The sequence below is a fragment of the Pseudomonas paraversuta genome (assembly GCF_904063065.1).
Classification (GTDB): domain Bacteria; phylum Pseudomonadota; class Gammaproteobacteria; order Pseudomonadales; family Pseudomonadaceae; genus Aquipseudomonas; species Aquipseudomonas paraversuta.
Genome location: NZ_CAJFCL010000001.1, coordinates 359,843 through 380,554, shown reverse-complemented (window position 1 = coordinate 380,554; position 20,712 = coordinate 359,843). Strand labels below are relative to the sequence as shown.

18 protein-coding genes are annotated in these 20,712 nt (G+C 58.6%); 9 read left to right on the top strand and 9 right to left on the bottom strand.

What is annotated here, in order from left to right:
- Positions 1-92 precede the first annotated feature (92 nt).
- Positions 93-1,097 carry an RNA polymerase sigma factor RpoS gene (gene rpoS / locus JQ845_RS01760; RefSeq protein WP_010655953.1) on the top strand — a complete coding sequence of 335 codons (1,005 nt, stop codon included), beginning with the start codon at positions 93-95 and terminating at the stop codon, positions 1,095-1,097.
- A 626-nt stretch (positions 1,098-1,723) separates the two neighbouring features.
- On the opposite strand, the gene JQ845_RS01755 is transcribed toward rpoS, so the two are convergent.
- Genes JQ845_RS01755 through JQ845_RS01745 form a run of 3 tightly spaced genes read right to left on the bottom strand, consistent with a single transcriptional unit; the run spans position 1,724 to position 4,275 of the window.
- A complete protein-coding gene (locus JQ845_RS01755) occupies positions 1,724-2,773 on the bottom strand; it encodes an alkene reductase (protein WP_010655952.1) in 1,050 nt (349 codons plus the stop codon).
- A 20-nt stretch (positions 2,774-2,793) separates the two neighbouring features.
- Positions 2,794-3,960, bottom strand: coding sequence for an MFS transporter (locus tag JQ845_RS01750; RefSeq protein WP_003440525.1), 1,167 nt, complete (start codon positions 3,958-3,960; stop codon positions 2,794-2,796).
- 12 nt (positions 3,961-3,972) lie between these two features.
- Entirely contained in the window at positions 3,973-4,275 is a 303-nt protein-coding gene (locus JQ845_RS01745; protein ID WP_003440527.1) for an ArsR/SmtB family transcription factor, read from the bottom strand.
- Positions 4,276-4,431: 156 nt separating this feature from the next.
- On the opposite strand from JQ845_RS01745, the gene JQ845_RS01740 reads away from it, so the two are divergent.
- A complete protein-coding gene (locus JQ845_RS01740; protein ID WP_010655951.1) occupies positions 4,432-5,016 on the top strand; it encodes an acyl carrier protein phosphodiesterase in 585 nt (194 codons plus the stop codon).
- A 10-nt stretch (positions 5,017-5,026) separates the two neighbouring features.
- Here JQ845_RS01740 and JQ845_RS01735 read toward each other — a convergent pair whose 3' ends face one another.
- Positions 5,027-5,827, bottom strand: coding sequence for a lysophospholipid acyltransferase family protein (locus JQ845_RS01735; protein WP_203008046.1), 801 nt, complete (start codon positions 5,825-5,827; stop codon positions 5,027-5,029).
- Entirely contained in the window at positions 5,827-6,582 is a 756-nt protein-coding gene (olsB, locus tag JQ845_RS01730) for an L-ornithine N(alpha)-acyltransferase (RefSeq protein WP_160628328.1), read from the bottom strand. Before olsB ends, JQ845_RS01735 begins: the two co-directional genes overlap by 1 nt.
- Positions 6,583-6,845: 263 nt before the next feature.
- Here olsB and JQ845_RS01725 point away from each other — a divergent pair, with 263 nt between their 5' ends.
- The 3 genes from JQ845_RS01725 to JQ845_RS01715 all read left to right on the top strand — a co-directional run bounded on the left by JQ845_RS01725 (position 6,846) and on the right by JQ845_RS01715 (position 9,378).
- Positions 6,846-7,436: a YceI family protein gene (locus JQ845_RS01725; protein ID WP_003440535.1), complete on the top strand. Its 591-nt coding sequence runs from the start codon at positions 6,846-6,848 to the stop codon at positions 7,434-7,436.
- A gap of 1 nt (position 7,437) precedes the next feature.
- Positions 7,438-8,595 carry a phospholipase D-like domain-containing protein gene (locus JQ845_RS01720; RefSeq protein WP_203008043.1) on the top strand — a complete coding sequence of 386 codons (1,158 nt, stop codon included), beginning with the start codon at positions 7,438-7,440 and terminating at the stop codon, positions 8,593-8,595.
- 147 nt (positions 8,596-8,742) lie between these two features.
- Complete coding sequence (locus JQ845_RS01715; protein WP_127196002.1) at positions 8,743-9,378, top strand: LysE family translocator; 636 nt, start codon at positions 8,743-8,745, stop codon at positions 9,376-9,378.
- Positions 9,379-9,473: 95 nt separating this feature from the next.
- Here JQ845_RS01715 and JQ845_RS01710 read toward each other — a convergent pair whose 3' ends face one another.
- The 4 genes from JQ845_RS01710 to JQ845_RS01695 form a co-directional block, all read right to left on the bottom strand.
- On the bottom strand, positions 9,474-10,748 hold the full coding sequence (locus JQ845_RS01710) for an MFS transporter (RefSeq protein ID WP_203008040.1): 1,275 nt from the start codon (positions 10,746-10,748) through the stop codon (positions 9,474-9,476).
- Between the two features lie 51 nt (positions 10,749-10,799).
- Complete coding sequence (locus tag JQ845_RS01705) at positions 10,800-11,870, bottom strand: sugar phosphate isomerase/epimerase family protein (RefSeq protein WP_003440543.1); 1,071 nt, start codon at positions 11,868-11,870, stop codon at positions 10,800-10,802.
- A gap of 134 nt (positions 11,871-12,004) precedes the next feature.
- Complete coding sequence (pdxR, locus tag JQ845_RS01700) at positions 12,005-13,501, bottom strand: MocR-like pyridoxine biosynthesis transcription factor PdxR (RefSeq protein WP_203008037.1); 1,497 nt, start codon at positions 13,499-13,501, stop codon at positions 12,005-12,007.
- A 123-nt stretch (positions 13,502-13,624) separates the two neighbouring features.
- On the bottom strand, positions 13,625-14,539 hold the full coding sequence (locus tag JQ845_RS01695) for a LysR family transcriptional regulator (RefSeq protein WP_003440549.1): 915 nt from the start codon (positions 14,537-14,539) through the stop codon (positions 13,625-13,627).
- A 153-nt stretch (positions 14,540-14,692) separates the two neighbouring features.
- On the opposite strand from JQ845_RS01695, the gene speB reads away from it, so the two are divergent.
- The 4 genes from speB to betA all read left to right on the top strand — a co-directional run bounded on the left by speB (position 14,693) and on the right by betA (position 20,637).
- Positions 14,693-15,670, top strand: a complete 978-nt coding sequence (speB, locus tag JQ845_RS01690) for an agmatinase (protein ID WP_003440552.1) — start codon at positions 14,693-14,695, stop codon at positions 15,668-15,670.
- Positions 15,671-15,765: 95 nt separating this feature from the next.
- Positions 15,766-17,274, top strand: a complete 1,509-nt coding sequence (locus JQ845_RS01685) for an aldehyde dehydrogenase family protein (RefSeq protein WP_202210976.1) — start codon at positions 15,766-15,768, stop codon at positions 17,272-17,274.
- Between the two features lie 118 nt (positions 17,275-17,392).
- The gene (locus tag JQ845_RS01680; protein ID WP_003440557.1) at positions 17,393-18,946 is read left to right on the top strand and encodes a purine-cytosine permease family protein; all 1,554 of its coding nucleotides are present in this window, start codon (positions 17,393-17,395) and stop codon (positions 18,944-18,946) included.
- Between the two features lie 2 nt (positions 18,947-18,948).
- Entirely contained in the window at positions 18,949-20,637 is a 1,689-nt protein-coding gene (gene betA, locus JQ845_RS01675) for a choline dehydrogenase (protein WP_003440560.1), read from the top strand.
- Positions 20,638-20,712: the final 75 nt, after the last annotated feature.

Here is a 20,712-nt window from a genome sequence, read left to right as displayed (position 1 = left end):
GTTCCTGATGTAGTTAAGGAACAGGCTCCAGCATTGCCAAGGATATAGGCGAAGCTTGAGCTTGAGGTCGAACTCACCAAAGGACTACAACAATGGCTCTCAGTAAAGAAGCCCCGGGGTTTGACATCGACGATGAGGTGCTCCTTATGGACTCCGGCATCGACAGCGACTTGATGTCAGAAGACGACGAATCAACCCCTACTGCCCGCACCAAGTCCAAAAAAGCGACCGCTACAAAACAGCACAAGTACATTGACTACACCCGGGCGCTCGATGCGACCCAGCTGTATCTCAATGAAATTGGCTTTTCTCCGTTACTCTCCCCAGCAGAAGAAGTTCATTTTGCGCGCTTGTCGCAAAGTGGAGATCCGGCCGGGCGCAAGCGCATGATTGAAAGTAACTTGCGTCTGGTGGTGAAAATCGCCCGTCGCTACGTCAATCGTGGGCTCTCGCTACTGGATCTGATTGAAGAGGGCAACCTGGGACTGATTCGCGCAGTAGAGAAGTTTGACCCCGAGCGCGGTTTCCGTTTCTCGACTTACGCCACCTGGTGGATCCGCCAGACGATTGAACGGGCGATCATGAATCAGACCCGCACCATTCGTTTGCCGATTCATGTCGTCAAAGAGCTCAATGTCTATTTGCGGGCTGCACGCGAACTTACGCAAAAGCTCGATCACGAACCTTCCCCTGAAGAAATTGCCAATCTGCTCGAAAAACCCGTCGCAGAGGTCAAGCGCATGCTTGGACTGAATGAGCGGGTGTCCTCGGTGGATGTTTCTTTAGGCCCTGATTCCGATAAAACCCTGCTCGATACCCTGACAGATGATCGACCTACAGATCCTTGCGAGCTGCTTCAGGACGATGACCTGTCGCAAAGTATCGATCAGTGGTTGTCTGAACTTACAGACAAGCAGCGTGAGGTGGTGATTCGCCGCTTCGGGTTGCGTGGTCATGAAAGCAGTACCCTCGAAGATGTTGGTCTGGAGATTGGTCTGACACGCGAACGTGTTCGGCAGATTCAAGTCGAGGGGCTCAAGCGTTTGCGCGAGATCCTTGAGCGCAACGGTTTGTCCAGTGAGTCGCTGTTTCAGTAACAGGCATCCTGCTCGCTAAAAAGCCCCGAAATACTCGGGGCTTTTTTGTGCCCGCAGAATCTGGACCGCTGCTGCCAAGGGGTTTTTTTGAGTGCGTGCGGGTGACCGGTCAGTCTCAAAAGTGCAGTCAGGCAGGGGTTGGAACTTTATCTGTCATGGGCTGTAAGCCTTTGCTTACCCTTCATGTAAGCCAAGGGCGAAAACAGGCTTGCGGATAGTCTGCTTCTGACTTCAGCAAGTTGTAACTTATTGAATTTAAACATTTTTATTGTTTTGTTAAGTCTGATCCGGATTTAAAAACCCTAACTGATGCGCTTGCAGCCATTCTTAAAGTCTTTAGTATCTCAACTGTGCCGACGGATCGACACAGTGCTCAAGGATGAGTGCTCAGGGACAATCGCAGGACGTGATTCATCAGGATGATGAAAGGGACAAAAGGGAATAGGGAAAAAATGTGGGCGGGTCAAACCGCCCCTTTTTTTGCCTTGAAAAAAGTGGCTGCAGCGGCGATTCATCGTTGAGCCGGTTACCCGAATCAAACGCAAAACGCCCAGGGCAATGGCCCTGGGCGTTTTGCGTTACAGACAGAAAACAGGTGCAGTGTGCGCCTGTTCCCGGGTCAGGCGTTACAGCGCTGGATAGTCGATGTACCCGGTAGGGCCTTTAGCATAGAAGGTCTGCGGGTCTGCTTCATTGAGCGGTGCATCGGCCTTCAGGCGTGCTGGCAGGTCCGGGTTGGCAATGAATGGCACACCGAACGCGACAGCATCGGCTTTACCCGCTGCGATCCAGGCATTGGCACTGTCTTTTGTGAAGCTCTCATTGACGATGTACGGGCCGCCAAAGGCTGCCTTGAGCTGTGGGCCGAGGCTGTCTGGCGCTTCATGCTCGCGGGCACAGATATAAGCGATACCGCGCTTGCCGAGTTCACGGGCGACATAGCCAAAGGTTTCAGCCAGATTGTCATCACCCATGTCGTGCAGGTCGGCACGTGGCGACAAGTGCACGCCAACCCGGCCGGCACCCCAGACATCAATGGCGGCATCGGTGACTTCGAGCAGCAGACGGGCGCGGTTCTCGATCGAGCCGCCGTACTGGTCGGTGCGCTTGTTGGTGCTGCTTTGCAGGAACTGATCGAGCAAGTAACCATTGGCACCATGGATTTCTACGCCGTCAAAGCCTGCGGCCTTGGCGTTCTCGGCGCCGGCACGGTAAGCCTCGACAATGTCTGCAATCTCGGCAGTTTCCAGTGCGCGTGGGGTGGGGAAATCCACCTTTGGACGCACCAGGCTTACATGGCCTTTAGCTGCAATGGCACTTGGTGCAACAGGGGCTTCGCCGTTCAGATACATCCCGTGGGAGATCCGGCCAACGTGCCACAACTGCAGCGCGATACGGCCACCGGCCGCGTGGACCGCCTTGGTGATGTTGCCCCAGCCGCGGACCTGGTCGGCAGACCAGATGCCGGGGGTGTCAGGGTAGCCGACGCCCATTGGCGTTACCGAAGTGGCTTCGCTCAGGATCAGCCCTGCCGACGCGCGCTGAACGTAATACTCAGCCATCAGCGCGTTTGGAACCCGCCCTTCATCGGCGCGGCAGCGGGTGAGGGGGGCCATGATGATGCGGTTAGGCAGTTCAAGGTCGCCCAGCTTGATCGGATCGAAAATCGTGGTCATTTATGCAGCCCTCTCAAGGATCAATGTGTGGCAGTGGCCAGTTCGGGATTGCCGTTCTGGCGAAAAGTAATCAGGGTGACCAGCAATGCCAGAACCGCCAGAACCGCGGCAGCCAGTGGCACGCTGGTGAGGCCGAAGCCGTGGGCAATCACGCTGCCGCCAACCCAGGCGCCCAGCGCGTTGCCGATGTTGAAAGCACCGATGTTCAGGGTGGATACCAGATTGGGGGCGGCCTTGCCGAAGGTCACGACGTTCACTTGTAGTGCGGGCACGGCGGCAAACGAAGCGGTGGCCCAGAGGAACAAAGTGATCTCGGTCGGAATCAGCGCGACACTGGTCCAGCTAAGAACGGTGGAAATAACCGCCATCGAGATGAACACGCCGATCAAGGTCGCGGCCAGACGCTTGTCAGCCAGCTTGCCGCCGATGATATTGCCCACGGTCAGGCCCAGGCCGATCAGCAACAAGGTCCAGGTCACACCGTTGGGCGAGACGCCGGTGACATCGCCCAGCAAGGGCGCGACATAGGTGAACAGAGTGAACATCGATGCGGAAAACAGCGCCGTCATGCTCAGAGAGAGCCAGATGCCAGCGCCCTTGAGTGCGGCCAGTTCGGCACGCATGTCGAGTTTCTCTTCGTCACGCTTGGCAGGCAGGAAGCGGATCAGGCCAATCAACGCCACCACGCCAATCACGGTCACCGCGAAAAACGTCGAACGCCATCCTGCCGCCTGACCGAGTGCGGTACCCAGGGGCACGCCCAGCACATTGGCCAGGGTCAAACCGGTGAACATCAGCGCCACTGCCGAAGCGCGCTTGTTGGCCGGTACCAGGCCTGCAGCCACTACCGAGCCGATACCGAAGAACGCGCCGTGACACAGGGCGGTTACCACACGGGCAAACATCAGCACGTTGTAATCACTGGCCAGTGCGCAGAGCAGGTTGCCGATGATAAATATCACCATCAGCGCCACCAGGGCTGCCTTGCGCGGCAATTTGGCAGTTGCCAGCGCCATGAATGGCGCCCCGATAGCTACACCCAGTGCATAACCGGTGACGAGCCAGCCTGCGCCCGGGATCGACACACCAAGGTCCGCAGCGACATCGGGCAGCAACCCCATGATCACGAACTCGGTGGTCCCGATGGCGAAAGCGCTGAGCGCCAGAATGAGTAGCGAGAGGGGCATTGGAAATCCTTGTTAAAGCTCTTGGTTGATTGCGGCGAGGAAAGCCTTGATGGTTTCCTCATTGCGTTTGAAAAAGTGCCACTGGCCAACCTTCTGGCTGCTGATCAGACCAGCGCGTTGCAAGGTGGCCAGATGGGCGGAGACAGTGGATTGCGACAGGCCGAAACGTTGGTCGAACTGTCCGGCGCAGACGCCGTGTTCAGTGCTGTGATGCTGGTCGGGGAACTCCACTTGCGGGTTTTTAAGCAGGCAAATGATTTCTCGGCGTACTGGGTGTGCCAGCGCTTTTATTATTTCGTCGAGGTCGATCGGCATGGTGGTGGTGCTCATTGAAATGCAGCGTTATATCGCGAAGTTGCGAACTTTAAATCGTTATATCGCGATATACAAATACGATTTGCTTCTTGAATCAGCATAAATCGGTATATCGGGTTATAACGATATTGGTGTGGCAGTGTTAAACTGCCCGGCATGAATTATCTCGCACATCTGCACCTTGGCGGCCAGCGCCCTGACGAATTACTCGGAAGCCTGTATGGCGACTTTGTAAAAGGACGCCTGCAAGGCGAATACAGCCCTCAAATCGAATCTGCGATCCAGCTGCATCGAAGCATTGATGTATTTACCGACGCGCATCCCCTGGTCGATCAATCGCTGTCGCGATTCAGCCAGACCCGCCGGCGCTATGCCGGCATAGTGCTTGACGTTTTTTTCGACCATTGCCTGGCCCGGGACTGGGCGCAGTATGCCGAAGGTCCTCTGGACCGCTTTACCTCAGGTTTCTACCAGGTGCTGGTGACGCAGCCGCAATTGCCCAAACGTCTTGCCGCCATCGCGCCGCACATGGCGGCGGATGACTGGCTTGGCTCCTATCGGGATTTCGCGGTACTGGAACAAGTGTTCCGGGGCATTGCCCGACGTCTTTCGCGGCCAGAGGAACTGGCCGGGGCGATGGCGGATCTGCACGCGCTGTATGAGCCCCTCAGTGAGGATTTCCGGGCGTTTTATCCGCAGTTACAGACGTACGCCAGACAACAGCGCTCGCTGTTGCCCTAGTCGCCCGGGTTCAAGTGTCCTGCACGCAGATGCCAGCGCCGGCAGGCTCGCTCCTGCAGTTACGCGGCGCACCACTGAGCACTCGGCTTATCGCCTCCTGGGCTCTATAGGCCAGCACGGCACGTTCCTGCCGGTCACAGGCAATTGGCTCAAGCAGATGAATCTCGACGTCCGCCTGTTCATGGCTGAACAGACGCAATAAATGGGACAGCAAATCATCGTTGCCAATGAAGGGTGCTATCCGGTCGACCTCGCCATTGCGCAAGTAACGAATCGCAACCGGTTGCAGCGCCACCCGACTTTCAATGGCCGCCGACAGCAAACGCCCATGAAACGTGCGTACGGAGCGTCCATCGGTAGTGGTGCCTTCGGGAAACATCAGCAGCGGCAGTTGTTGTTGCAGATGCCGGCTCATTTGCTGGCGAACCAGCTGGCTGTCGCCCGCGCCCCGGCGAATGAACAGGCTGCCTGCCTTGGCGGCCAGCCAGCCAGCCACTGGCCAGCCGCGAACCTCGGCCTTGGACAGGAAAGACAGTGGCGTCAGTTTTCCGAGCAGGGCAATGTCGGTCCATGACACATGGTTACTGACCCACAGCATTGGCGTTGCAGGCACCTCGCCCACCAGGGTGACGCGAAAGGGCAGGGCAGCACACAGGCGGGTCATGAAAAATTGCGACCAGCGCTGTCGACGGGCCATCGTACTGTCCAGGTGCAAGCGCTCCATCAGCCCGAACAGACTCGCCATGCCCAGGCCCAGACTGACCACGGCGAGAACCCGCACTACCCGGCCATACTGGCGCAGGCGCTGCATTACACGGCCGCCTTGAAATGGCGGGCATATCGCGGGCACAACTCGTCACGCTTGAGCAGGATGAAGACGTCGGCGACCTGAAAATCTTCATCCCAGCACGGCTCGCCACAGATCTTTGCACCCAGGCGCATGTAGGCCTTGAGCAGTGGCGGCATTTCGGTGATGACGTTGGCTGGAATATCCAGGGCCGGCAGCGGTTTTTTAGGTACTGCACGCAAGTGCACGTTACTCAGGTAGCGTTCACGCAGACGCTGCATGATCGCCTGGGCCTGGACGCCGCCGTCTTGCATCGGAATGCTCGCGCACCCCATCAGGTAGTGGTAATCGCCCTGATTGAGGACCTCGGCCAATTCACCCCAGAGCACAGCGATGGTGCCGCCATTGCGGTAGGCCGGGTCGACACAGGTTCTGCCGATCTCCAGCACTGAGCCCTGCAGGTGCGCCAGCCCGTGAAGGCTGAATTCTTCTTCGCTGTAAAAATGGCCGATGTTCAGCGCCGCACAATGATCGAGCAGGCGGGTGGTGGCTACCAGTTGGCCGCTATTGAGGTCACGAACGCCGATATGCTCGCAATGGGCGTCGTAATCATCCTCATCCAGTTCGTGTTCGGCACTCTTGAGTTTTGCCTTCAGCTCGCCGCCAAATACGCGAAAGCGCAGGGCTTGAGCTTCACGCAAGGCGCCGGGGCCGATCAGACGTTCTGCCTTCAGGCGTCGTTCTTGAACCGTGTCGCGGATACGGACGAGCTGGGACATTGCGAATCTCCGTGCAGGCATGGTGCCTGCCTTGGTTTTCTGCCAATCGACTGAGGGGTGCAACTTCAGGCTAGGCAGGTGCAATGTCATCACCGTGACGTTTGGGTGATGCTTGTATGACAGGCTCTATGGGAGTGCTTTACTGGAGGAACTGTAGGATCGGATAAGCGTCCTAAGGCTGTATGAAAATTTTCCGCCACAGCACTTGCAAGTACCCGGACTCGGGGTAATGTTCGCCCACGTTTATCTGCCTATGAGTTTTTATGTTCAAAGCGTTTTTATCTTCTGCCTGCGCCCTGTGCCTGACCCTCGGCGTGAGCCTGTCTGCCCAGGCCAACTGGTACCTGGACGGTGAGTCCTCAAGGCTGTCATTTATCACCACGCAAAATGCCAATGTCGCCGACCTGCATCGTTTTTTAGTGCTGCACGGCAAGGTCGATCCTAAAGGCCGCGCGCAATTGCGGATCGAAATGGACTCGGTCAACAGTGCGGTGCCGTTGCGCGATGAGCGCATGCGCGACCTGTTGTTCGATTTCAAAAACTTCCCGGAAGCGCAAATCACCGCGCAGATCGATCTGCAGCCCATCAATGACCTGGCCAATGGCGCGCAACTGGAGCTGCACTTGCCGGTCACGGTAAGCCTGCGTGGCAAGCAGCACACCTACGAAGCCGAACTCTTGGCCACCCGTCTTGATGAGCGGCGTTTTCAAGTGGTGACACTTGAACCGCTGATGCTGCAGGCCGAAGACTTTGGCTTGCAACCCCAGCTCGAAACCCTGCGGAAAATGGCCGGCTTGTCGGCCATCAGTTTTTCAGTACCGGTGGGTGCGGTGCTGATTTTCACGGCCCGCTGATATGGCTGGCGCAGTGTTTCCATGGCGCAGCGCCAATCAATTCGAGTTGCTGATCGACGGCCCGCAATTTTTCCCTCGCATGCTGGCGGCTATCGACCAGGCGCAGGTACATGTCGATCTGGAACTGTATCTGGTGGAGGCCGGCGACTGTGCCGAAGCCATAGTCCAGGCCCTGGAACAGGCGGCCCGGCGCGAAGTGCGGGTACGTTGTCTGTTTGACGGATACGGCAGTCTGGCGTTTACCCCGGGCTTGCGGCGCAGACTGACCGATGCGGGGGTCGAGCTCAGGTTTTACAACCGGTTGAGCTGGCGCCGGGGCCTGAACAACCTGTATCGCGATCATCGCAAGCTATTGCTGGTGGATCATCAATTGGCCGTGGTCGGTGGCACCGGGGTGACCGATGAGTTTTGGCAGCCCGGCCAAAACACCTGCGACTGGCATGAAGTCATGGTCGCCATCCAGGGGCCGTTGGTGCAGGACTGGCAGATGCTGTTTGATCGCCAGTGGCGCGCCAATATCAGCCGTAAGGCCTGGAAACCTGCAACGCACTTCGGTTTGCCGCGTTTGCCGAGGGTCCCCGATGAAGGTGAAGGTATGGGGCGCGTGGCTTATGCCGATGCCCACCAGCATCGCGATATTCTGCAATCGCTGGTGCGTGGGATTAACAGTGCGCAACATCGCATCTGGCTCGCCACCCCCTATTTTTTGCCCACCTGGAGCGTTCGTCGCTCGCTGCGTCGTGCGGCGAACAGGGGCGTCGATGTGCGCTTGTTGCTGACCGGGCCGCGTACCGATCATCCGTCAGTACGCTATGCCGGGCATCGTTACTACCCGCGGCTACTCAAATCCCGGGTGCAGATATTTGAATACCAGCCGTGCTTTTTACATCTGAAAATGGTCCTGATCGACGATTGGGTGAGTATTGGCTCGTGCAACTTCGACCACTGGAATTTGCGCTTTAACCTTGAGGCCAATCTGGAGGCGCTGGACCCGGTGCTGACTCAGGCAGTGGCCGCCAGTTTTGTCACCGACTTCGCCCAGAGCATGCCCATCAGCCTGCAAGCCTGGCAGTCACGTCCTCTATGGCGACGGGTCAAACAGCGAATCTGGGGCTGGGTTGACCGTCTGGTGGTCAACGTTCTGGGGCGCCGCCACTAGCCGGCAAAACCCGCGTTGAGGGTTTTGTTGAGCCCTATGCAAATTTTTCCCGGGCATTCGGTTACAGAGCGCTGCCGAACGTGCAGAATCTTGCCACCTCGCGGGCCAATGGACAGCCTGAGGCACGATTTTTCTGGAGCGTTTTGCATGACACTTTCGTTGTTACTGGCGGTACTGGCTTCTGGCTTTATCTATGGCATTACCCCGGGACCCGGGGTGCTGGCGGTTTTCGGGATTGGCGCTGCCCGCGGTCGACGTGCCGGGGCCGGATTTCTATGCGGGCATTTGCTGGGTGACGTGATCTGGTGCAGCACTGCCTTGATTGCCATTGTCGGGGCGCGGGAGTTCGGTAGTACCGCATTCAACATTCTGGGCTTGCTCAGCGGTCTTTATCTGTTCTGGCTGGGGCTGCGTGCAGTGCGCGCCCAGCCTGGCAACGAGGCCCGGCAAGGCCCTGCGCGCCAGCCTTTTGCCCACGGCATTCTGTTTGGCCTGACCAACCCCAAGGCCTACCCCGTTGCGGTGGCCACCTTCACTGCGCTGCTGTCCAGTCGTGCCGAACTGCTGACCTGGTCAATGCTGCCGTGGCTGATTGTGTTGAGCTTTTTGGGGGGCGCCGCAGCTTATGTAATTCTGATTGGCATTGTTGGCGCCGGGCACGTGCGGGCGCTGTATCAACGCCATGAACGACTGATTACCCGGCTGTGTGGCGTGATGTTCATCGGTTTTGCCATCAGCGCCCTGATGCATGCCTTGCCAGGGTTGCTGGCAAGTATCCGCTGAGGCGGCAGTTGGCAAGGCCGCCGCTATTGATAGCACCGCAGTGGTCGACAACCGCAGGCGAAGGCAAGTGACTCACCTTCGCCCTGGTTGAATACTCAGGCCCGGACCAGATCGCTGTCAGGGGCGCCGGCTGTTTCCTTGCGCACTACGCGGTACAAGAGGCTGCAAACCATGAAGCCAATGACGGCAAACAGGCTCATCAGGCTGAACACATAGTTGTAGCCTTGCTGGCCCGGGAAGTGGTCCAGGATCGAACCGTAAATCACGTAGGCAAACATGCCGGGCGCATAGCCGATCAGGCAGGCAATTCCGAAGGCCGAGCCGGTGATGCGCTGAGGAATCCCCACCTCGCTCATGGGAGCCCAGAACACGCCGCGCATGGTGAAAACAATCAGCGCGAACGAGAGGGTGGCGGCCATGCCGATATAAATGAAGTGTTCGCCTTTGGGCACCAGCAACACCGCGGCCATGGCGGGAATCAGGGCCAGGAACGCCCATTTCAGATAGCGCGACGGGCTCTTGAAATACTTGTCTGCCATGAAGCCGCCCGCCGGCCCGCCCAGAATCTTGAGGAAGTATTGGTTGATGATGCCGTAGGCACCGACCAGTGCCACGGGCAGTTCGTAGATATCCTTTAAGTAGGGAATGAAATAGGTCAGGCCGCAGTAGACGATATAGACCATGAACACGTTGAAGCTGACCAGCCAGATCCCCGGAATCCGAATGGCTTCAAGCAATCCGGACATACCCGACAGGCTGTCCTCTTTCTTGGGGGCGGGGGCTGTCTTGCTGTCTCGCAGCAGGAACCAGGTGATGATCCCGGCAAAGATATCGACCAGAGAATAGAAGACGATGGCCGATTTCAGGCCTGCTTCGCCCGAGCCCATGGCAACGAACACCCCCAGGGCTGAAAACGCCACGAGTGTATCGACGATGCCCCTGCCACCCTCCAGAAAACCGAACATGCGGCCTTGTTCGCCTTCCTCGCCAAGATTGCGCACAGCCTTGAGCAGGGCAGGCCAATAGATACAGTCAGCGCAGACTGCCAGCAGGCAGAACACGATCAGCATCTTGTCGAAGCCGGGAAAGGTGGCCAGGTAAAGTCCCAGACTGCCTGTCCCGATCAACCCCAGGGGAATCAGTTTACGTGTGGCAAAGCGGTCCGCCAGATAACCGCCGACCACGAATAACGCTGTGGCGATGATAGCGTTGGCACTCAGTAACGTGCCCAGTTGGGTATGGCTCAGCCCCATGTATTGCTGGATGGGAACGTAAAAGGCATCTTTCAGGCTGGCGAGTTTATAGATGGTTCCGCCGCCAAGAATGAGGACGAGGAAACGCAGCCATTTGGCTTTTGTCTGTGCGGTCATTTTTGTTTTCCACAGAAAGTAACGTGACGTTTTGGCGAGTGTGGTGCGGGGTCAGGCACAGACCGGCGTATCCGCCAGTGTCAGCTGTGCCAGAACCTTCAGCTCACCGAGCAGGCCGCGCACATAGCGAATCTGGTTGTTCGCCCACTGGTGCTCTGCAGCCATCATGCGTTCGGCGCAAAACCCCGGCGGCAGTGCCGTTTCACTCATCTGCCGGTACTCGATGAAAGGGTCTTGTGTCTCATCCGACTGGCGGAAGGCGGGGGCGGCGTAGTGATTTTCCTGCTCAAGAATAAAGGCGATGACCTGCGGCTCCTGCTCGCCGAGCATCAGCAGCTCGAACATCATGCGCGCACTTGGCAGGTGATCTTCGGTACCCCCTTGCAGCACCCCGTAATGGCCGAAACCATTTTTCTCGGGTACCACGCGTACCCCTTTCATGTGCACCTGGCGGATGTGCGCAGACAACTGCTTCAGGGCCGTCAAGGGTTGCTCGCAGGCATTGATCATATTGCCGAAGTCGAACAACGCATGCAGGCGGGGGTGATCCAGGCGGCTGAGCAACTGGGCGATTTCATGGCTTTTCAACTCTTCATGCTGCTCAAAGTCGAAGAACAGATCGTGCAGGTCTGCCTGTTGCGCCAGATAGCGCAGATCCTCCTCGATCAGTGCCATTACCCGTGACAGATGACCTTCATAACGCGCATAGACCCGGATGTTGCGAGTGCCGATAGCCTTGGCGATGGCGATAACCTGATCCACGTCTTCTTTGCGGGTGCTGCTGATCTCCAGATGTATGTCCAGGCCCAGCGTTGCTGCCTTATGGGAAAACTCCTGAAGCTGTTGCGGGTTCATGTTACTCAGGCTGTTGGCCTCGCCATCCAGCAGATGCAGGCTCAGGCCTTGCAACTCATGGCGCCAGGCGAAGTCCAGCAGTTCAGCGGGCTTGACCCGACCGTGGGTCAGGTTGGTCAGCAAGGGGTAGGCATGGGCGAACAGACGCATGCGCTCCAGGCGATCGATAAGCTTGCTGGCCAGTTGCGCAGTCAACAGTGGAGGCGGGCAGTCGCTGCGGCTGTTGTGGCTTAGCAGGGAGTTGAAGCGTGCTTGAATACAGTTCATTAGAATTATTCCTGGTACAGGCACCGAATCGGTCGGTAAGGCCTTTATCGCACCAGAGTGGTTCTACCAATAGAGCCATTATTTTTTAATTCTTATGACCACTTTCAGCCTCTGTTTCACCGGGGCCTGCCTGCTCACAGAGCGTGGCCCATCTTCAGCAGCGCCTGAGCCAGCGCCTCGACTTTTTCCGTGGCCTGTTCGATCGGGGTTCCGGCAAAGCCGATAAGCAGTCCGGGCGGCAAGTAACGTTTCACGCAGTAGTCGCTCAAGGCATAGGTATGGATCTGGTGTCGGGCCAGCTCCTTGGCGATGACCGCGTCATCCAGTCCGGGGTCAAGCCAGGCAATGACATGCATGCCGACATTGACCGGCTTCACGTCCATGAAATTGCCCAGCCGCTGTTTCAGTGCCTGTATCAGACAGTCCTGGCGCGACTGGTAAAGAGCGCGCATACGCCGGATATGGCCAAGGAAATGACCTTCGCGGATGAAGTCGGCCGTGACCGCTTGCAGCTGGGTCGACGGGCTGCGGTCCATGACCGCGCGCATGGCACAGAAGGGCTCCACCAGTGCCTGGGGCAGTATCACGTAGCCCAGGCGCAAGGAAGGGTAGAGCACCTTGCTGAAGGTGCCGACGTAGATGACACGGGACCACTGGTCCATGGCGTAAAGAGCGGGCAGTGGCTTTGCGCAATAGGTGAACTCGCTGTCGCAGTCGTCCTCGATGATCCAGCGATGGCCACGATTTGCCCACTCGATCAATTCCTGGCGCCGGCCGTAGCTCATGGTAATGCCCAGCGGGTGCTGGCGTGACGGCGTGGTGAACGCAAGACGAGCCTCAGGGCATTCTTGAAGGCCTTGCTGCAGATCGATTCCCTGGTCGTCGATACGCAATGGCACCACCCGGCAACCCTGGGCCTGCAGGGCAATGCGCGCCGAGATATGGCCGGGGTCTTCCATCCAGATACTGTCCTGCGGATCAAGCAGCAACATGCCCAGCAGGTTGAACGCCTGCTGGGCACCCGAGACGATCACCACCTGGCCGGCTTCGCACTCGATACCGCGAGCGTCATAGACATACTCGGCAATCGCTTCGCGCAGTTGCAGCAAACCCTTTACTTCGCCGTAACCCAATATGGCTTTGGTCGGCTGGCACAGGTGCCGGTTCATCAGGCGTTTCCAGACGTGCAGTGGAAAGGCATCGAACGCGACCTGACTGGGCAGGAAAGACGTCGGGCAGTCCGGCTCCCAGGCCTGGTAGGAGACGCCGTTGAAATGGTCGCTGCGCATGGACAGCACAGATTGGCTCAAGTGTGACAGGCGCGGCGGTCTGGGCGGCTCGTCAGGGGCGGCTTCACGGTTCTCCCATTCCGCGCAGACATAGGTACCGGCACCGGGGCGTGAGACCAGAAAACTTTCAGCGATCAGCAGGTCGAAGGCATTGAGGATGGTAATCCGTGACAGCCCCTGTTCTTTGCACAGGGTCCGGGTGGAGGGCAGGCGGGTGCCTCCTTGCAGCCGGCCGGCGAGGATTTGCTGGCGAATCTGCAAGTACAGCTGACGGTACAGGGGAGTTGAGCTGGTGCGGTCCAGCGTGAGGCCGGTCAGGAGCCGACCGCCGGGGGATTTCATGGTCTGTTTGCCTCTATTGTTCTTATTGCACCCTCAGGCACTGAGGGGCGCCATTATGTTGCACGGACCGGCGCAGCAAAACCCGTCTGCACAAGAGTGTGCGAGGTGTCGGCGACACTGTGTTCAAGGCTGGACCTCTTGCCGTGCGGTGGCCGCCAGGTCCTCAAGGAATACCCGCAAAATCGGTGACGGGGCAACGCCGCGTCGGGTGATGACATCGAACGGCGACTTCAAGTGCAGGCTCATCGGGGCCAATTGTTGCATCTCACCGGTATTGACCCACTGAGCGGCAAAGTGGATGGGCAGAAACCCCAGATAAGCACCGGAGATGATCAGGATCGCCAGCGCCTCGATGTTGTCTACGGTGGCGGCGGCCTTGCTCACACCCAGTCGGTCCAGGTCGTGCTGCTGCATGAAGCCCCGGGCTACGATTCGACTCTCGCTGATCTCTTCAAGCAGTTCGGCATTCTCTGCGGTACTGCCGTGCAAGGGATGGCGCCGCCCGCAATACAGTCCGAGGGCCTCCTGGTACAGGGGTAAATAGTCCAGCCCCGAGACGTGATTCGGGAAGTGCCCGATGGCCAGATGCAGGCGGTTGTCCAGCACCCGTTCTTCGAGTTCGGCAGGGGTCCCGACATACACATTGAGGTGAACATCGTGGCCTCTGGAAACGAAGCGCTGGGTGGTTTTCGGCAGGGGAGAATCGGGGTCGGTAATGGTTGAGTCAATGATGCCCAGGTTCAGCTTGCCGGTGATCTTCTGCTTGAGCACATCGGCATCCAGGCAGAAGTCATCTACGGCGGCCAGCAGCCGCCGGGTAGATTCGAAAATCGCCACGCCCTGTTCTGTAAGGCGAAAGCCGCTGCGCCCGCGCTGACAGAGCTTGACCCCAAGACGGGTTTCCAGATGGGTCATCTGTTCGCTGATGGTCGACTGGCCGATATTCAGCGCTGCTTGAGCCGCAGAGAAGCCGCCGCATTTGACGATCTCGGCGAATACTCTGAGCAGCTTCAGGTCCACGGTATGTAGCTGATTCAACCGGTCCTCTCCCTATCGATGCATCGGATCTGCCGATATATGTATCGGATGATTAGCATTTTTTCTATGAAAAGCTGCGCTCATAGTCACTCCAGCGCCAGGCACTTACCAGTGCGCCCCCATGGCAATAACAAGAATTGGAGATAGATCGATATGTCTAGCAATGGATATGAGTCCGGCCGTTTGAACCTTCCGTTTGTAGGGCATTGCACGTTCGGTAAATCCCCGGTCTGTACTGATTGGGAAACCCTGGATGCCGATGTCGCCATCCTCGGCGCACCCAATGACATGGGTACACAGTGGCGTTCGGGCGCCCGTTTTGGGCCGCGCGGGATTCGCGAGGCATCGACCCTGTTTTCTTTCGGTCATGCCGGTGCCTACGATCACGAAGATGACGTGATGTACCTTACCTCCCAGGACGTGCGCATGGTCGATGTGGGGGATGCGGATATCGTCCACACCGATATGAAAGCGAGTAATGACAATATCGAGTTTGCGGTCCGCAAGATTCTCGAGTCAGGCGCTATGCCTGTGGTCCTGGGCGGCGACCACTCGGTTCACGCCCCGGTCATCAAGGCCTTCGAAGGCAAAGGGCCTATTCATATCGTGCACTTTGATGCGCATCTGGACTTTGTTGATGAGCGTCATGGGGTTCGCTATGGCCACGGCAACCCGCTGCGCCGCGCTTCAGAAATGAACCATATCGTCGGCATGACCCAGATGGGCATCCGCAACGTTTCGTCCTCCAACCGCGATGACTATGAAGCGGCCCACGCTGCCGGCTCAAAAATCCTCTCGGTGCGCGATGTCCGTCGCCTGGGTACCGAGGGCGTTCTGGAGCTGATCCCTCAGGGGGTCAAGTACTACATCACCATCGACATTGACGGTTTCGACCCTTCGATCGCCCCGGGCACAGGCACGCCGAGCCATGGCGGCTTTCTGTACTACGAGGTGCTGGAGATTATTCAGGCGCTGGCCAAGCGCAGCAAAGGCAACATCATCGGCATGGACCTGGTGGAGGTCGCTCCGGTGTATGACCCGGCGGGCGTGACGTCGATTCTTGCCGCGCAACTGCTGCTCAACAGCATCGGTTTTATCTACCACGAACGGGCCAAGGCCCGCGCACTCTGAAACACCAGTGCCGGGGGCTTGCGTGCAGCCCCGGATTGAGTCTTGAACCCAGGAGGCCTGGCGCGATGTCTGACGCCCGGCCCGAGAGAATAATAATGGACACGATGGTCAAGCAGTACTTGCAGAAATTCGGCTTGAGCGAAGCCACCCAGGCTTTTCTCGGCAAACAGCAGAAGATGTTTATTGGTGGTGAATGGGTCGAGGCCAGCGACAAACAAACCTCGGATGTCATCGAGCCTTCTACCGGGGGCTTTCTGACCCGTGTTCCCATGGGCACCGCGGCCGATCTGGACCGCGCCGTGCAAGCCGCCCGGGCCCAGTTTGACGGTGGCCCGTGGCGTCAGGTCAAACCGCTGGAACGTGAGCGGATGCTGCATCGGCTGGCAGAACTGATTGAGCTCCATGGCGATGAGTTGGCTGAAATCGAGTCGATCGACATGGGCAAGTCGGTGGTCGCGGCACGGGCAGTGGATGTGCAAGGCACAGTGGATACCCTGCGTTACTTTGCAGGCTGGGCCACGAAAATCCACGGCCGTACCGTTGAACCGTCGCTGCCCGGTAATTATCTGGCCTACACCCGTAAAGAGCCGATCGGGGTGGTGGGCGCTATCGTGCCGTGGAACTTCCCTCTGCAAACCATGGCCTGGAAACTCGGCGCGGCACTGGCAGCCGGCTGCACCATAGTGGTCAAACCGGCTGAATTGACTTCGCTGTCGGCCCTGCGCTTCGCTGAGCTGGTGCAGGAAGCGGGCATCCCGGATGGTGTGATCAATATCGTCACCGGACGGGGAAGTGTGGTGGGTGCCGCGATGGCGACGCATCCGGGCATCGACAAACTGACCTTCACCGGTTCGACGCCGGTCGGCCGCACCGTCGGCCAGGCGGCGCTGGGCGACATGAAGCGCCTGACCCTGGAGCTGGGGGGGAAATCCCCGGTAATTGTTCTCGCGGACGCCGACGTGCCTGCCGCGGCACAAGCGATTGCCAACGGGGTGTTCTTCAACTCGGGCCAGGTGTGCGACGCCGGCACCCGGGCCTACGTCCATCGCAGCATTTACGACAGCTTTTTGCGTGAACTGATCGCCTGTACCCGCGCACTGAAAATGGCCCCCGGGCTGGACCCGGACTGCTTTATCAGCCCGCTGGTATCGCAACAGCAGAAGCAACGGGTTCTGGACTACATCGCCCTCGGCAAGCGTGAGGGGGCCGAGCTGGTATACGGCGGCCAGCCGGTCGACGGGCCGGGCTACTTCGTGGAGCCGACGATCTTTGCCCATTGTCGCAACGACATGCAGATCGTCCAGGAAGAGATTTTCGGCCCCGTGCTGGTCACGGCTGCGTTCGATGATGATGAGCAAGCGCTGGCGCTGGCCAACGACTCTTCCTATGGCCTGGCTGCAGCCCTGTACTCCAACGACCTGGGCCGGGTGCACAGCCTGATCCCGCGCCTGCGGGCCGGGATGGTCTATGTCAACGGCCACGGCACCATCGATCCTTCGATGCCGTTTGGTGGCTACAAGCAGTCCGGTTTTGGCAAGGATCTGGGGGCTGAACAGCTCGATCACCTGCTGGAAACCAAAGCCGTGTGGATAACGCTGCCCTGAGTGTCGATTGACACTCCTGTGCACCGGGCGGCTGTCACAACCCTGATAAAGGGCGACAGCTCGCCCCGGGGCAGGGCAGTTATCGGGTCATGATCTTCACTACTTCTGCGAGTACATCATGCACACACCACCCTCATCGGCTGTTGAAGGGCACTCAATCGATTTCATTCCCGAAAATGAGCGCACCGACAAACTTTCCAGCCAGGGACCTTTCTGGTTTCTCGGCAACTTCACCTTTTTCACCATGACCATCGGCTTTGTAGGGCCCAGTGTTGGCTTGAGCGCCCTATGGACGATTCTGGCCGGCACGCTCGGCATCATGTTTGGCACCTTGTTCATGGCCTTCCACGGTTCCCAGGGGCCGCACCTGGGGTTGCCGCAGATGATCCAGTCGCGGGCCCAGTTCGGCTATCGCGGGGTGATTCTGGCGCTGCTGGCGACGCTGTTTGTGTTCGCCGGTTTCAATATCGTCAACCTGGTGTTGATGATGCAGGGCCTCAAGGAACTGTTCGGTTTTGATCCGCTGACGGTTGCGCTGGTGGTGACGGTGCCGGCGACAGTCCTGGCAATCCTGGGGCATGACTGGATGCATCGCAGTTTTAAATGGGCCCTGTTTCTGTCAATTCCCCTGTACGGGCTGGTGACACTGGCGGTGCTGATGCATTGGGTGCCCGACACGCCGCTGCCACTGCTCGCTATCGGCGAGGTCGAGGCACCGCCCCTGGGTTTTAACTGGACCGGCTTTATCACCCAGTTTGCCGCGGCGGCCAGTTACAACATCGCCTATGCGCCGTATGTGTCCGATTATTCGCGTTACCTGCCGAAGAATACCCATAGCGGCAAGTTGATTGCCGTGGTGTTTCTCGGTGCCTCGCTGTCGGGTGCCTGGATGATTGCGGTGGGCGCCTGGCTGGCCGACCACCTGCATGCCACCAACGTCCTGGTGGCCCTGTCGCAAGTGGGCAATACCGTCTCGTCCGTGATGGGCATCGTGGTGGTCGGCGTCACCATCCTGGTGTTTCTGCCGGTCATGGCCATGAACATCTACAGCGCGAAGCTGACCACCCTGACCTGCGTCGACTCCATCAGGCATATCGAACCGACGCGCAAGGCACGGGTGCTGGCAATCATTTTCGTGATCCTGCTGCAGCTGGGTGTATCGCTGGGTCTGCAGGACTCTGACAAGGGCCTTTCGGTATTGGGCATCTACCTGGTGGTGATGCTGTATTTCCTGGTGCCCTGGACTGCGGTGAACCTGACGGACTACTTCTTTGTGCGCAAGGGACGCTACGCCATCCCGCATTTCTTCATGGCCCGCGACAGTCTTTACGGCAGCTGGGGCCTGCGCGGCCTTGCGTCGTATGCCATTGGTTTCGTCGCAATGATCCCGTTTTTCTACATCTTCGATGGCGTGGCCCAGAAAGAAGTGTTTGTCGGCCCGCTGGCCAAAGCCCTGGGCAATATCGACGTTGCCTGGCTGGTCGGGCTGATCGTGTCCGGCCTGACGTACTTCTGGCTCAGCCGCTCGATTGATCTCAATCATGAAGAGCGGGTCATTCAGGACATCGAACAGACGCATCCGCATTACAGCACCGGGGACCCAGGGGCGGCGGTCATGCCGATGCCGGTACCACTTGTGCCGCTGGTCAGTGAAACGAGTATTTGGAGATAACCATGAACAATAAAAAATATGACTACATCATCATTGGCGCGGGCTCTGCCGGGTGCGTGCTGGCCAACCGTCTGACCGAAGATGCGGACGTAGAGGTGCTGGTCCTGGAGTTCGGCGGCAGTGATCGCAGCGTGATGATTCAGATGCCGAGCGCTTTTTCGATGCCCATGAACACCACCCGTTACAACTGGCGCTACGAAACCGAGCCGGAGCCTTACCTCGACGGACGTCGCATTCACTGTCCGCGCGGCAAGGTGCTGGGGGGCTCATCCTCCATCAACGGCCTGGTCTATATCCGCGGGCATGCCTATGACTTTGATGAATGGGAGTCCCTGGGTGCCGAAGGCTGGGGGTACCGTAATTGCCTGCCGTATTTCAAGCGTGCCGAGAGCTGTGATGCCGGCGGTGATGCTTATCGCGGCGGCAGCGGCCCGTTGCATACCAGCAGTGGCAACAAAATGAAGAACCCGCTGTACGGGGCGTGGGTCGATGCCGGTGAAGAGGCGGGTTACATCAAGACCGACGACTGCAACGGTTATATGCAGGAAGGCTTTGGTGCCATGCATATGACGGTCAAGGACGGGGTTCGATGCTCCACGGCCAACGCTTATTTGCGCCCGGCCATGGAGCGTCCCAACCTGACGGTGATCACCCGGGCGATGACGCGCCAGATCGTGCTCGACGGCAAGCGTGCAGTGGGGGTGAGCTACGACCACGGCGGCCAGACCCATACCGTGCGCTGCTCCCGGGAAGTACTGATCTCGGCGGGGCCCATCGGTTCGCCGCACCTGTTGCAACGCTCGGGTATCGGTCCGGCTGCGGTACTGAACAAGGCCGGGGTGGTGGTCAGGCATGATCTGCCCGGGGTCGGCGAAAACTTGCAGGACCACTCGGAAATCTACATTCAGTACGCCTGCAAAGAGCCGGTGACCCTGAACAGTAAAATGGACCCGCTGAGCAAGTTGATGATCGGTTTGCGCTGGCTGGTCTGCAAGGATGGGCTGGGTGCAACCAACCACTTTGAAGCCGGCGGTTTCATTCGCTCGGGGCAAGGGTTGCGCTGGCCGGACATTCAGTTTCATTTTTTGCCGGCGGCCATGCGTTATGACGGTAAAAAGCCGATCAAGGGGCACGGCTTCATGGTGCTCACCGGGCCGAACAAACCCAAGAGCCGTGGCCATGTTCGAATTCGCTCGGCTGACCCTTACGAGCATCCCGAAATTATCTTCAACTATTTGCAGCGTGAAGAGGACCGCGAGGGGTTCCGTCGCTGTGTGCGGCTGACCCGGGAAATCATCGGCCAGCCGGCGATGGACCGCTTCCGTGAGAGCGAAATCGCTCCGGGGCCGAATGTGAACACTGATGCCGAGATTGACCAGTTCGTACGTGAGAACCTTGAAAGCACCTACCATCCGTGCGGCTCGTGTCGTATGGGTGAAGACGACATGGCAGTGGTGGACTCACAACTACGGGTACGCGGGATTGAGGGTCTGCGGGTGATCGATTCATCGGTCTTTCCAACCGAACCCAACGGCAACCTCAACGCCCCGACCATCATGCTTGCCGAGCGGGCCGCAGATCTGGTTCGCGGGTGCGGGATGTTGCCTGAATCCGATGTGGTGGTGGGCCTGGCTGCGCAGTGGGAAACCAGCCAGCGGCCTTCGGCACCAGTGAGAAATGTCAGGGTTTAAATCTTCAATGTGCTGTGCAGCAAGTGCGTCGTGGCTTGCTGCCGGCCATGAACCAGGCTCGCGAAACTGCCGCGT